The sequence below is a fragment of the Cupriavidus sp. 05L310 genome (assembly GCF_056398185.1).
Genome location: NZ_JBFTOX010000064.1, coordinates 47,119 through 60,069, shown reverse-complemented (window position 1 = coordinate 60,069; position 12,951 = coordinate 47,119). Strand labels below are relative to the sequence as shown.

Annotated in this window: 13 protein-coding genes and 1 tRNA gene; 10 read left to right on the top strand and 4 right to left on the bottom strand. The window is 64.1% G+C overall.

Annotated elements, in window-relative coordinates; genetic code table 11:
- Window positions 1-224: 224 nt before the first annotated feature.
- From pta to AC1DS6_RS34695, 9 genes are all read left to right on the top strand, one after another.
- The gene (pta, locus tag AC1DS6_RS34735) at window positions 225-1,265 is read left to right on the top strand and encodes a phosphate acetyltransferase (protein ID WP_441630563.1); all 1,041 of its coding nucleotides are present in this window, start codon (window positions 225-227) and stop codon (window positions 1,263-1,265) included.
- Window positions 1,262-2,023: a sulfite exporter TauE/SafE family protein gene (locus tag AC1DS6_RS34730; protein ID WP_477104147.1), complete on the top strand. Its 762-nt coding sequence runs from the start codon at window positions 1,262-1,264 to the stop codon at window positions 2,021-2,023. The genes pta and AC1DS6_RS34730 overlap by 4 nt, the downstream gene beginning before the upstream one ends.
- Window positions 2,024-2,114: 91 nt before the next feature.
- A tRNA-Arg gene (locus tag AC1DS6_RS34725) sits at window positions 2,115-2,191 on the top strand.
- A gap of 278 nt (window positions 2,192-2,469) precedes the next feature.
- Entirely contained in the window at window positions 2,470-3,348 is an 879-nt protein-coding gene (locus AC1DS6_RS34720; protein WP_441630559.1) for a LysR substrate-binding domain-containing protein, read from the top strand.
- A gap of 168 nt (window positions 3,349-3,516) precedes the next feature.
- Window positions 3,517-4,266 carry an SDR family NAD(P)-dependent oxidoreductase gene (locus tag AC1DS6_RS34715; RefSeq protein WP_441630557.1) on the top strand — a complete coding sequence of 250 codons (750 nt, stop codon included), beginning with the start codon at window positions 3,517-3,519 and terminating at the stop codon, window positions 4,264-4,266.
- Window positions 4,267-4,345: 79 nt separating this feature from the next.
- On the top strand, window positions 4,346-5,671 hold the full coding sequence (locus AC1DS6_RS34710; RefSeq protein ID WP_045240274.1) for an MFS transporter: 1,326 nt from the start codon (window positions 4,346-4,348) through the stop codon (window positions 5,669-5,671).
- Between the two features lie 44 nt (window positions 5,672-5,715).
- Window positions 5,716-6,561: a transketolase gene (locus AC1DS6_RS34705; protein ID WP_477104146.1), complete on the top strand. Its 846-nt coding sequence runs from the start codon at window positions 5,716-5,718 to the stop codon at window positions 6,559-6,561.
- Complete coding sequence (locus tag AC1DS6_RS34700; RefSeq protein ID WP_441630554.1) at window positions 6,558-7,559, top strand: transketolase family protein; 1,002 nt, start codon at window positions 6,558-6,560, stop codon at window positions 7,557-7,559. Before AC1DS6_RS34705 ends, AC1DS6_RS34700 begins: the two co-directional genes overlap by 4 nt.
- 125 nt (window positions 7,560-7,684) lie before the next feature.
- Window positions 7,685-7,921, top strand: coding sequence for a molybdopterin-binding protein (locus tag AC1DS6_RS34695; RefSeq protein ID WP_441630552.1), 237 nt, complete (start codon window positions 7,685-7,687; stop codon window positions 7,919-7,921).
- Between the two features lie 6 nt (window positions 7,922-7,927).
- Here AC1DS6_RS34695 and AC1DS6_RS34690 read toward each other — a convergent pair whose 3' ends face one another.
- Entirely contained in the window at window positions 7,928-8,356 is a 429-nt protein-coding gene (locus AC1DS6_RS34690) for a TOBE domain-containing protein (protein WP_045240277.1), read from the bottom strand.
- 156 nt (window positions 8,357-8,512) lie between these two features.
- On the opposite strand from AC1DS6_RS34690, the gene AC1DS6_RS34685 reads away from it, so the two are divergent.
- Window positions 8,513-8,869 carry a LysR family transcriptional regulator gene (locus AC1DS6_RS34685; protein WP_477104145.1) on the top strand — a complete coding sequence of 119 codons (357 nt, stop codon included), beginning with the start codon at window positions 8,513-8,515 and terminating at the stop codon, window positions 8,867-8,869.
- Here the strand turns inward: AC1DS6_RS34685 and eno are convergent.
- The 3 genes from eno to AC1DS6_RS34670 are packed head-to-tail and all read right to left on the bottom strand — an operon-like array spanning window position 8,852 to window position 12,934.
- On the bottom strand, window positions 8,852-10,162 hold the full coding sequence (eno, locus tag AC1DS6_RS34680) for a phosphopyruvate hydratase (RefSeq protein WP_477104144.1): 1,311 nt from the start codon (window positions 10,160-10,162) through the stop codon (window positions 8,852-8,854). The two genes, AC1DS6_RS34685 and eno, sit on opposite strands and share 18 nt — an antisense overlap.
- A gap of 42 nt (window positions 10,163-10,204) precedes the next feature.
- The gene (gene pyk, locus AC1DS6_RS34675) at window positions 10,205-11,635 is read right to left on the bottom strand and encodes a pyruvate kinase (protein WP_441630548.1); all 1,431 of its coding nucleotides are present in this window, start codon (window positions 11,633-11,635) and stop codon (window positions 10,205-10,207) included.
- Between the two features lie 3 nt (window positions 11,636-11,638).
- Complete coding sequence (locus tag AC1DS6_RS34670) at window positions 11,639-12,934, bottom strand: glycerate kinase type-2 family protein (RefSeq protein ID WP_477104143.1); 1,296 nt, start codon at window positions 12,932-12,934, stop codon at window positions 11,639-11,641.
- Window positions 12,935-12,951: the final 17 nt, after the last annotated feature.

Genomic DNA, 12,951 nt, shown 5'->3' with positions numbered 1-12,951 from the left:
CTCAAGCGCGCCATCGACCTGCAGATGAACCACGGCAAGACCACCATCATCGAAATCATGTGCACCCGCGAGCTGGGCGACCCGTTCCGCCGCGATGCGCTCGCCAAGCCCGTGCGCATGCTCGACAAGTACAAGGACTACGTTTGAGCCAGTGAAGTAGCGGACGTCTGGCCGGAAGCGGCGTCCGCTGCTTCCGGCCATATTCCATTCTGAGCGACCCCATCATGAAAGCGATCAACCGCATTATCGAGCGCGCACGCGCGGCGCCCCAGCGCATCGTGCTGTGCGAGGCAGAGGACCCACGCATCCTGCAGGCGGCGCAACGCGCCACGCGCGAAGGCATAGCACGCATCGTGCTGGTGGGCGACGCCGCGCGCATCCGCCAGGCCGCGGCCGGCGCGGACATCGGCCTTGCCGGCATGGACGTGATCGACCCGGCCAGCTCCGCGCTCACGCCGTCCTTCGCGCAAAAGCTGTTCGCGCTGCGGGCAAAGAAGGGCATGACACTGGAAGACGCCAGGCGCGAGGTGCTCAAACCCCTGTGCTTCGCCAACCTGATGGTGCGCCTGGGCCACGCGGACGGCTCGGTGGCCGGCGCGGTGCACACCACCGCCGACGTGGTGCGCACCGCCATCCAGGTCATCGGCATCCACCCGGCGTTCAAGCTGGTGTCGAGTTTTTTCCTGATGATGTTGTGCGAGCCCTTCCACGCACTGAAGGGCGGGCTGATCTTTTCCGATTGCGGGCTGGTGGTGGACCCCGATGCCGGCGAACTGGCCGAGATCGCGATGGCGGCGGCCGACAGCGCGCAAAGCCTGCTGATGGACACACCGCGCGTGGCGATGCTGTCGTTTTCCACCAGCGGCAGCGCGCGGCATGCGGCTGTCGACAAGGTGGTGGAAGCCACGCGCCTCGTCACCGAGCAGCGTCCCGGCCTGGCGATCGACGGCGATGTGCAGCTCGACGCCGCCATCGTTGCCGAGATCGCCATGAAGAAGATCGAGCACTCCAGGGTGGAAGGCCGCGCCAACGTGCTGGTGTTTCCCAGCCTGGAAGCCGGCAATATCGGCTACAAGCTGGCGGAGCGCGTGGGCGGCGCCAAGGCGATCGGGCCCTTGCTGCAAGGCTTGCAGAAGCCGGCCAACGATCTCTCGCGCGGCTGCAGCGCGGACGATGTGTTCTACGTGATTGCCGTAACGGCAGTGCAGGCGCAAACCGCCGCGCAAGCCCGGACGGAAGCCCCGATGGCCGCGCAACTGTCATGACCGCTGACCACTTGCTGCCGCTGCTCGCACTGATGGGCGCGGCAAGTTACTTCCAGACGGTAACCGGCTTTGGCCTCGGCATGATCGTGATGGGCGCGACCAGCGGGCTGGGCCTGGCGCCGGTCGCCACCGTCGCCACGCTGGTGAGCCTGGTAACGCTGGCCAACAGCGCGGCGGCCTTGCCGGGCAAGATGCACCATATCGACTGGCGTGCCGTCGGCGCGGCCACGCTGGGCATCCTGCCTTCCGTGGTGGCCGGCGTGCTGATACTCGACTACCTGAGCAGCGCCGCCGCCGGCATCCTGCAGGTGCTGCTGGGCGCGGTGGTCCTGTATGGCGGGCTGAGCGCCGCGCTGCGCCCTGCCCCGCTGGTGCGGCGCTCCGGCGACCGCAGCTTCTTCGTCAGCGGCATCTTTGGCGGGCTGCTCAGCGGCATGTTCGGCGTGTCCGGGCCGCCGTTGATTTTCCAGTTTTATCGGCAGCCGCTGTCGATGGTGGAGATTCGCTGCGCGCTGATTCTTGTATTCACGGCGACCTCGGTGACGCGCACGCTGTTCAGTGCATGGCAGGGGCAGCTCGGCGCCGATATCTGGGTGCAGGCAGCGCTCGCGGTGCCTGTCGTGGCCGTGACTACGATTGCGGCCCGGCGATTTCCACCACCGCTTTCGGCTGTGGCAACGCGGCGGATTGCGTTCGGGGTGCTGGTGGTGATTGGGGCGTACCTGATGTTGCCGGGGTTGATTGACCTTGCCACTTAGTGGCTGAGACCCGCCGCACTCCCCGTGTGTTCTCTTATCTGCGGAAATACTTGTATTTTCCCCAGGGGGCGATATGGTCTCGCCCTCGCGCGCGGCTGTAGCTCAGTTGGATAGAGTACTTGGCTACGAACCAAGGGGTCGTGGGTTCGAATCCTGCCAGCCGCACCACCTGTTACGTTTAGCAAATCAACGGCTTGGAGAATTTGAACCTCCAAGCCGTTTTTGCTTTTACGCAGCATTGCCGACGGGCCTTCGCGGGAGTCTCTTCACCAACGCTACACGTCGGCAACTTCGACGCGCGAGGCCACCAACGCGATATGATCATCACGGATCCCGCCAGGGCAACGGTGAAGTTCTGTCGCTCCTTGCCATGCCCCGGGCGTATCCCCGGCCGGGGGCCGCTCTAAGTACAAACCCCTCTTACCACCGTCACCAGAGAGCTGAATATGCGCCTTCCGCCGCTGAAGTCGATCATTGCGTTCGAGAGCGTCGCGAGAACGAAGAGCGTAAGCCGGGCGTCCGAGGAACTGGGCCTGACCGCCTCGGCGGTGAGCCATCAGATTGCCAACCTCGAGTCCATCATTGGACAGCCACTCTTCTTCCGGCAGGGCCGGGGGCTGGCCCTCACGCCAGTCGGGGAGCAATACCTGCGCGACGTGACCGGGTCGCTCGCTGAACTGAACCGCGCGACCGAGCGTGCATCGAGCCAGGCTGAAGTCGACATTCTCAGGGTGCATTCGAGCCCGAGCTTCGGCTTGATGTGGCTGCTGCCCCGGCTGAAATCGTTCCAGGCCGACAACGGCGACATTCAGTTGAACGTAGCCTGCTCCTATGAGGACGTCTCCTTTACAAGCGGCTATTACGACGTCGATATCCGCTATGGCTACGCGCACTGGCGCGATCTGCAAGTCAAGACAGTGCGCAACGAGTTCATTGCTCCCCTGGCCTCCCCGGAATATCTTGCCCGACACCCCATCCGCGCTCCGGCCGACCTGCTGGGCCAGCGCCTGGTTTTCTCCGAGACACCTCTCGTCCAGTGGCAGCAGTGGTTTGCCAGATTCGGCGTCTCAGGCGAGCACCAGGTGTTCGACTTTTCCTTTGACCGCTCGTACATGTCGCTGGAGACGGCGGCCCTTGGCATCGGCGTGGCGCTGGAAAGCATGCTGCTGGCGTCGGTCCATCTCAGCAAGGGGACGCTGGTACCGGTCTTTGACCCTACGTATGCCGTGGAGGTAGGCGCACATCACATCGTCTGCCCATCCCAGAATGCGGACTTGCCTCGGGTACAGCGATTTCTCGACTGGATCGACCGGGAGTTGACGTAGGCATGCGGCCCATGCGGCTCACGCATGGTGCGGCGCACCAAAAATTCACGTCCTGGAATCGCATCTCTCATCTGAAAATTTCTCAGCAATAGCTGAGAAGGACTGCGTTGATCGGCGCCGCGCGAGGCACCAGACTCGAACCATCATTTCAACAGTCAGGAGACAGACATGATGCTCGAGAACAAGGTTGTGATCGTGACCGGTGCCGCATCCCCCCGCGGTATCGGCAAGGCAACGGCAAGCGCGCTGGCCGCGCAAGGCGCCAGGGTAGTCATATTGGATCTGCGGCAGGCAGACGCGGAGCGGGCGGCACTGGACCTTGGCGAAGATCACCTCGGCATCGCATGCGATGTCACGGACCGCGCGGCCTGCCAACTGGCCGCGCGCGCCGCCCTGGAAAAATACGGGCGCATCGATGGCCTGATCAATAACGCCGGCATTACGCAGCCCCTGCGGACGCTGGACATCCAGCCAGCCAACTTCGATGCCGTCGTCGATGTGAACCTGCGCGGCACGCTCTACATGTCGCAGGCAGTCATCCCTCAAATGAAGGCGCAGAGGCACGGCAGCATCGTTTGCATGTCGTCGGTTTCCGCCCAACGTGGCGGTGGCATTTTTGGCGGTCCGCACTACAGCGCGGCGAAAGCGGGCGTGCTTGGCCTCGCACGCGCCATGGCCCGGGAATTTGGCGGCGACCACATTCGCGTCAACTCCATTACGCCAGGCCTGATCCAGACGGACATCACCGGCGACAAGCTTACGCCGGAAATGCGGGCTGACATCATCAAAGGCATTCCGCTGGGGCGTCTCGGCGATGCCGCCGATGTGGCCAACGCCTGCCTCTTCCTGATCAGCGATCTGTCCGCCTACCTGACGGGCATCACACTCGACGTCAATGGCGGGATGCTGATTCACTGACCGTCCCTCGACTGCCGCCTTCACCTGGCGGAACAATCGGCGCACTCGGGCTAACCCGGGGCGCCTGGCAGGAGACAACATGAAGACCAAGTACGCTTCGCCCGTCGCGGGCGATGTGATGGCGCACACGGATGCCGCCACCTTTGAATCCAAGACCTACGCGAAAGTGGTGCGGCGCCTGATACCGTTCCTGATGCTCTGCTACCTTGGCGCCTATCTGGACCGGGTCAATGTGGGATTTGCCAAGCTGCAGATGCTCAATGACCTGCGCTTCAGTGAAACGATCTATGGCCTTGGCGCCGGCATCTTCTTTCTTGGATATTTCCTCTTCGAAGTCCCGAGCAACATGATTCTGCACAAGGTGGGTGCGCGCAACTGGCTCGCGCGCATCATGCTGACGTGGGCCGTCATCTCGGCGAGCTTTGCGTTTGTCAGCACGCCCACCTCCTTCTACGTGTTGCGCTTCTTGCTAGGCGTCGCGGAGGCCGGATTTGCGCCCGGGGTCATTCTTTACATGACCTATTGGTTTCCGTCGGAAAGGCGGGCCAAGGCGCTATCGATGTTCTTCATGGCGATACCGCTGGCGGGCATCGTGGGCGGACCACTGTCCGGCTACATCATGCACGCATTCCACGGCGTGCTGGATCTGGCCGGCTGGAAGTGGCTGTTCATGCTGGAGGCGCTGCCATCGCTGGTTCTCGGCATCGCCATCCTGCTCTACCTGGACAACGGCATCCAGAATGCGAAGTGGCTCACCGAAGCGGAGAAAGCGCTGCTTGCGCGCAACGTCGCTGGCGACAATGCACAGAAGGTCTCGCACGTGTCGATCCGCGCATTCATCGCCGATCGCCGGCTCTGGCTGATGGCCTCCATCTACTTCTGCGTCGTGCTCGGACAGTACGGCTTGACGTTCTGGTTGCCGACCATCGTCAGGAAGGCCGGCGTCGCCGACCCCTTGTGGGTGGGCATCCTTACCGCTTTGCCGTACCTGTGCGCCATTATTGCGCTGCCATTGGTCGGCTTGAGCGCGGACCGGCGCCGCGAGCGGCGCCTGCACCTGGCGATCCCGATGCTGGTAGCGGCGGCTGGCTTTGCGACGCTTCCCCTGCTTGGCAGCGTCGGTGCTTCGATCGTCTGCCTGAGCATCGCGGCGGCGGGAATCCTGACGTCCTCGTCGCAGTTCTGGGCCTTGCCCACCGCTTTGCTGGGTGGCATGTCGGCAGCGGCCGGGATCGCCGCCGTCAACTGCTTCGCGAACCTTGCCGGCTTCTTTTCCCCGGCCATCGTAGGCTGGCTCAACGACCTGACCGGAAAATCGACCGCCGGCCTGATCTTTATCTCAGGCGTCATCGTGCTCGGCGCACTGCTTGTCTTCCTTGTCCCGGCGAAGACCGTCAACCGTTGAGCTTCTCCATCCCCTTGACCATCAGATCTACGCAGGAGACGAATATGAATTCATCCTCATCCGAAGCGCCCGTGGCACTGCCAGAGCGCGCCTATCGAATCCGCAGGAATGCCCTGTTGATGGGTGAAGTGCAAGGCCAGGGCTACATCGGGCAGGCACTCGACATCGCGGACGTCCTTGCCGTTGCGTACTTCGGTGCCATGCGGTACCGGCCGGAAGACCCGGAGTGGGAGGGGCGAGACCGCTTCCTCCTGTCCAACGGGCACTACGCGATCGCGCTGTATGCCGCCTTGTTCGAAGCAGGCATTCTCCCGGCAGAAGAGCTGGAGACGTATGGCAGCGACGATAGCCGCCTGCCGATGTCAGGCATGGCAAGTTACACGCCAGGCATGGAGATGTCTGGCGGGTCTCTGGGGCAGGGCCTGACGATAGCCGTTGGCCGTTGCCTTGGCCTCAAGCGCAAGGGCTCCGATGCTTTTGTCTATACGCTGTTCTCCGATGGCGAACTGGACGAAGGCGCGATCTGGGAAGGCATCATGTCGGCGAGCCACTGGAAACTGGACAACCTCATCGCAATGGTCGATGTCAACAACCAGCAGGCCGACGGGCCATCGACGCAAATCATGGCATTCGAGCCGCTGGTGGAGAAGCTGGAGGCCTTTGGCTGGTTTACGCAGCGCGTCGATGGCAACAATATCGAGGCGGTAGCGGCGGCATTCGATGCGGCGCGATCGCATCCGGGCGCGCAGCCTCGCATGATCGTTTGCGATACGCGCATGGGCTGCGGTGTTCCTTTCCTGGAGCAGCGCGAGAAGAATCACTTTATCCGCGTCGACGCCCACGAGTGGCAGCTCGCGCTGGAAGCACTGGAAGCCGGGAGACAAGCATGAGCAACGCAACCTTGAACAAGCCGCGTCTGAAGACGTCCGCAATGATCGCGTCGATTGCCGGAGAGGGCCAGGCGACCCGCCCTGCCCCGTTCGGACATGCACTGGTGGAACTGGCCCGCAACAAGCCCGACGTGATCGGCATGACGGCCGACCTCGGCAAATACACCGACCTGCATCTCTTTGCGAAGGCGTTCCCCGAACGCTACTACCAGATGGGCATGGCCGAGCAGTTGCTGATGGGCGCTGCCGCCGGCCTGGCGCACGAGGGGGCACAGCCCTTTGTCACCACGTACGCGGTCTTTGCCACGCGCCGCGCCTATGACTTCATGCACCAGGCCATCGCCGAAGACAACCTGGACGTGAAGATCGTCTGTGCGCTTCCCGGCCTCACGACAGGCTATGGACCAAGCCATCAGGCCGCCGAGGACCTGGCCTTGATGCGCGCGATGCCGAACATGACCGTCATCGATCCGTGCGACGCGCTGGACACCGAGCAAATGGTGCCCGCCATCGCGGCACATCGCGGTCCTGTCTATGCGCGGCTGCTGCGCGGCAACGTCCCCATGGTGCTCGATGAATATGACTATCGCTTTGAACTTGGCAAGGCAAAATTGCTGCGCGACGGCGCTGAGGTGCTCGTTATCTCGTCGGGCATCATGACAATGCGCGCGCTCGAAGTCGCCAAGGCGCTGGAAGCAGATCACGTGGGCGTTGGCGTGCTGCACGTGCCGACGATCAAACCCCTTGACACCGAAACCATCGTGCAAGAGGCAAAGCGCGCCGGCCGGCTCGTCGTCGTCGCCGAGAACCATACGGTAATCGGCGGTCTCGGCGAAGGGGTGGCGACTGCGCTGATGCGCGCTGGCGTTAGCGCGCCATTCCGGCAGATTGGCCTTCCGGACGCGTTCCTCGACGCTGGCGCACTGCCTACGTTGCACGATCGCTACGGCATCTCCGCCAACGTCATGGCGGCGACCATCAAGGGCTGGCTAGGCTGACGAGTGACGAAAGGCCGCAGGCAGGCAAGCGCGGCTCGGCGGCGGTGGGATAACCACCCACCGCTCCCTCCGAATCCACCGCACGATCTCCGCAAACGCCGACATATCCGGCGGTAAAGAGCGATGTGCTCGCCATGTACGTGGTGGCGACCGGCAGCGACGGCTACAAGACGCCGATCTCGCTGGGCGAGATCGAGCCCGGCTTCGGCAACCAGCCGGTCATGATCGCCTATGCGATGGATGGCGCGCCGCTCACCGCCAGCGGTTTTGCCCGGCTGGCAGTCCCGAACGACGGCAAGGCCGGGCGCTACGTCTCCAGGCTGATCAGCCTGGAAGTGTTCGCGGCGCCGGCGGCACGGTAGGCAGGGTCAGGCGCGAGTGGCCAGCAAGACGCTGGAGGCCTTGAAGATGGCGACGGCCGCGCCGCCTTGCACCAGCCCCAGGCTGCTTACGCTGTCATTGGTGATGATGGCCACGATCTCGCCCCCCTGCTTCAGGCCAATGACAACTTCGGCATTGACGGCGCCGGTCTTGACCCCCGAAACCGTGCCCACAAGCTGATTGCGGGCGGAGAGCAGCATGTCCGGTTCAGGCACGCCAACGATGACGGATGACGCCTTGATCAGCGCGATGGCTTCCTTGCCTACCGCGAGCCCGAGCCGCTTGGTGCTGTCGCTGGTGATGGTGGCGACGATCTTCGCGCCGCCGGCAACCTCGAGTTCGATCTCGTCGTTCACCGCGCCCTGGTGGACTGCTGTCACCTTGCCGGTCAGCTTGTTTCTTGCGCTGGTTTTCATCTGTCCCTCACCTCGTCATGTCGGCGGCCACCGCCTGGCCGCAAGTGCGCCGTCCCGGAGCGCCGCTGGCGTCCGGGCCGTGGATCGCCAGATCATACCGCGTTCGCAAGCGGCGGCAATGCCTCCCGTCCTGATAACCAACCTTGCCCCATCGTGATGCCAAAAGCCTCGCTAGACCTCCAGTTGCTCCGCATCCTGCATACCCTGCTGACCGCGTGCAGCGTCTCCCGCACAGCGGTCCTGCTGGGCCAGTCCCGGCCGGCGATCCGTGTTGCACTGCGGCGGATGCGCGAGATGACCGGCGACCCGCTGCTGGTGCGCAGCGGCAGCCGCATGGTGCCCACCACGCAGGCGCTGGCCATGATCGAGCCGGCATCATCCGCAGGATGTGCGCAACAGCATCCGCGCCATCTGCCCCCATCCGGCCACAGGACGCACGATTGGCTTTGCGCTGGCTCGGCAGTGAACGACAAGGCACCGCAATTGCAGGAGATGTCAGCGCCGCTGCCTTGAACGCGCGCGGAGGGCTGGCGGCCCGAACGCGGTCGGTCCCGCATAGGTAGCCAGTTCTCCCAACTCGGCTTCGATCAGCAGTATCCGGTTGTACTTGGCCACGCGATCCGAGCGGCAGAGCGATCCGGTCTTGATTTGGGTGGCCGAAGTCCCTACCGCGATATCGGCAATCGTCGTGTCTTCCGTCTCGCCGGAGCGATGGGACACGACCGCGGTGTATCCCGCCGCGGTGGCCATCGATATGGCGGCCAGAGTCTCTGTCAGGGTACCGATCTGATTCGGCTTGATCAGGATGGAATTGGCGATTCCTTCTTCGATGCCTCTCTCCAGTATGGCCGTGTTGGTGACAAACAGATCATCGCCCACAAGCTGAATGCGTTCTCCGAGCGTCTCCGTCAGCAGCTTCCATCCTGTCCAGTCGTCCTCTGCCATTCCATCCTCGATGGTGACGATGGGGTAGTTCTTCGCCAGCGCGGCGAGATAGTCGCAGAAGCCGCCGGCGTCGAAGCGCTTGCCTTCGGAGGCCAGGCTATACACCCCGTTCTCGTAGAGTTCCGAGCTGGCGACGTCCAGACCCAGCGCGATATCGGGGCCAATCCGATAGCCGGCGAGCTCGATTGCACTGATGATCGCTTCCAGCGCAGCCTCATTGGAGGGAAGATCGGGAGCAAACCCGCCCTCGTCACCCACAGCGGTGGAGAGGCCCCGCTTTCGCAGCACGCTCTTGAGCGAGTGAAATACCTCGGCACCCCAACGGATCGCCTCGGCAAATGAAGCGGCGCCTGCCGGCAGAATCATGAACTCTTGTATGTCGACGTTGTTGTCGGCGTGAGCGCCGCCGTTGATCACATTCATCATCGGTACCGGCAGCACGAAGCGGTCGGCCGTCGAGAAGCGCCTGTACAAAGGCACCCGTTGGGATGCAGCCGCCGCCCTGGCGGCGGCGAGGGACACCGCCAGAAGCGCATTCGCGCCCATGCGGGACTTCGTCTCCGTACCGTCCGCTTGCAGGAGCAGGCCATCCACGGCCGCCTGGTCCGCAGCGTCGCAACCGACCAGCGTTGCGCTCAGGTCTTCGTTGACGTGTCTGACGGCCTTCCGGACCCCTTTGCCGCCGTAGCGGGCCGGGTCATTGTCCCGGAGTTCCAGTGCTTCCCGGCTGCCGGTGGAGGCGCCCGAGGGTGCGGCCGCATATCCACAGGCGCCATCGGCCAGTGTCACCTCCGCGGCTACGGTGGGATTGCCGCGGGAGTCCAATACCTCGAAGCCTCGGATGGATCGGATGACGGTCATGATGAATGCCTCAAATAGGGATGTCGTGGGTGCCGAGGGTCTTCAGGCGGCCGGCTGGCCAACCGTTGCGATGCGAAGCAGGTTGGTCGTGCCAGGCGTGCCGAATGGCATGCCCGCGGAGATCACGATGACTTGCCCCGAAGTGGCAAAGCCCTCGTTCTCGGCTGTGTCGCAGGCATAGTTCGTCATCTCGGTGACGCTCTCCACTTCATGGATGATGACCGCATGCACACCCCAGACGAGTGCCATGGCACGCGCAGCATGCAGGTTTGGGGTCATGCCGATAATGGGGGCATCGGGACGCTCGCGAGACATGCGCATGGCGGAATAGCCGGAGCTTGTGTACGCCACGGTGGTGGCTACGTGGAGAAGCCCGGCCACGCGGCGCATTGCACTGCCGATTGCGTTGGCGATGTCCGGCTCCGGTGGTGTCTGCGACGCCTCCATGACCTCCCTGTAGTACGGGTCTGCCTCCGTCTGCACAATGATGCTGTTCATCATCTGCACGGCTTCGACGGGGAATTTCCCCGAGGCCGATTCTGCGGAGAGCATGACGGCGTCGGCGCCATCGTAGATGGCGGTGGCAACGTCGGATGCTTCGGCGCGCGTCGGTACCGGCGAGCTCACCATGGATTCCAGCATCTGCGTGGCGACGATAACGGGCTTGCCCGCTTTGCGGCAAGCCTGCACGATGCGTTTCTGGATGGACGGCACCTGCTCGGCGGGCATTTCGACGCCAAGATCGCCGCGGGCGACCATCACCGCGTCGGTTTCGGCGACGATGGCATGCAGCTCCGCGATGGCCGCGGGCTTCTCCAGCTTGGCGACGATGCTGGCCCGGTTTCCGACAATCTGCTTGATCTCGCGAATGTCCTCCGCGCGCTGGACGAAAGACAATGCGATCCAGTCGACCCCGAGCGACAAGCCGTAGTCCAGGTCTTCTCGGTCCTTCGCGGTCAAGGCCGACAGCGGCAGCACGACGCCTGGCACGTTGACGCCCTTGCGGTCGGACAGCACCCCACCGTCGATCACTTCGGTCTCGGCATAGTCCGGCCCGAATGCCTTTACCCGGAGGCGAAGCTTCCCATCGTCGAGCAACAGGTCGGTCTGCGCTTCCAGTGCCGCAAAGATCTCGGGATGGGGCAGTGCAACCCGGGTCGCGTCGCCCGGGCGGTCCTTGTCCATGTCAAGCCGGAACGTCTGGCCTTGCACGAGCGTAACGGGACCGTTCGCGAACTGGCCCACGCGCAGCTTTGGCCCTTGCAGGTCCAGCAGGACGCCGATAGGCCGTCCCAGCTCCGTCTCCAGATCCCTGATGAGGTTGAGGCGTGCCTTGTGGTCGGCATGCGTGCCGTGGCTGAAGTTCAGCCGAAAGACGTCGGCGCCGGCCATGAACAGGCGGCGAAGGGTTGCAGCATCGCTGCTGGCCGGTCCGACGGTGGCGACAATCTTGGCATTTCGAGTGCGGCGCATGATCTAGCATCCTTTCCCGGCCGGGCTGGTAATCAGCAAGGCGCGGAAGTCGTTGACGTTGGTAAGAGTCGGGCCCGTGACGATGGAGTCGCCAAGCGCCTCGAAGAAGGTGTGTCCGTCGTTGTTGGCGAGAAAGGCGTGCGGCGCCATCTCCCTTTGCCAGCCTCGCGAGAGTGTCGTGGGGTCGGCGTATGCCCCTGCGATCTCTTCGATGCCGTCCACGCCGTCCGTATCGGCGGCCAGCGCAAAGACACCCGGGTGGCCGTCCAGCGCAATGGCCAGGGAAAGCAGGAATTGCACGTTGCGCCCACCGCGGCCATTGCCTCTGACCGTGACGGTGGTCTCGCCCCCTGACAGAAGCACGCACGGAAGCTGGAATGGCGCCGTTGCCCGCGCGGCCTGGAAGGCGATGCCGGCCATCACCTTGCCGACGTCGGTGGCCTCGCCTTCGATGCGATCCCCCAGTACATAGGGCTGGATGCCGGCGGCCGCCGCTGCCTGCGCCGCGGCGGCAAGGGAGATGGCAGGCGTCGCGATCATGCGCACCTCGCTGTGCGCGAGCCGTTCGTCGCCAGGCTTAACGGACTCCCCCCTGCCGGACGCCAGCAGACGCTCCGCGCTGGCCGGGAGCGGGATCCCGTAGCGCCGGACGATATCCAGCGCGTCCTGGCACGTGGTCGCGTCGCATACCGTCGGCCCGGAAGCAATATTGACCGGGTCGTCGCCGGGTACGTCCGAGATCAGCAGCGTAACAACGCGAGCCGGATGGCACGCAGCGGCAAGCCTTCCACCTTTAATGCCGGAAAGATGCCGCCGCACACAGTTCATCTCCGAGATGGTCGCGCCGCTGGCCAGCAGCGCCTGGTTGACGGCGCGTTTTTCCTCCAGGCTTATGCCGGCCAGCGGAAGGCTGAGCAGCGAGGATCCGCCGCCGGATATCAGGCAGATGACCAGATCGTCCGGGCACAACCCCGAGACCATGTCCAGCATGCGAACCGCGGCACGCTGGCCAGCCGCGTCGGGTACCGGATGCGCGGCTTCGACGACTTCGATGCGCGAGGTCGGCGTGGCGTGGCCGTACCGCGTCACAACCAGTCCGGTGAGTGGGCCCGGCCACGCCTGTTCCAGCGCCCGGGCCATGCTGGCGGCGGCCTTGCCGGCCCCGACGACGATGGTGCGACCGGCAGGCGGCTCGGGTAATGCGGTCGCCAGGCAGTCCCGCGGGTCCGCCGCGGATACGGCAGTCCGGAAGAGCGACTCCAGGAATGCACGGGGGTTTTCAATGCTGAGGTGTTTCACGATGCGCTACCTGTTTC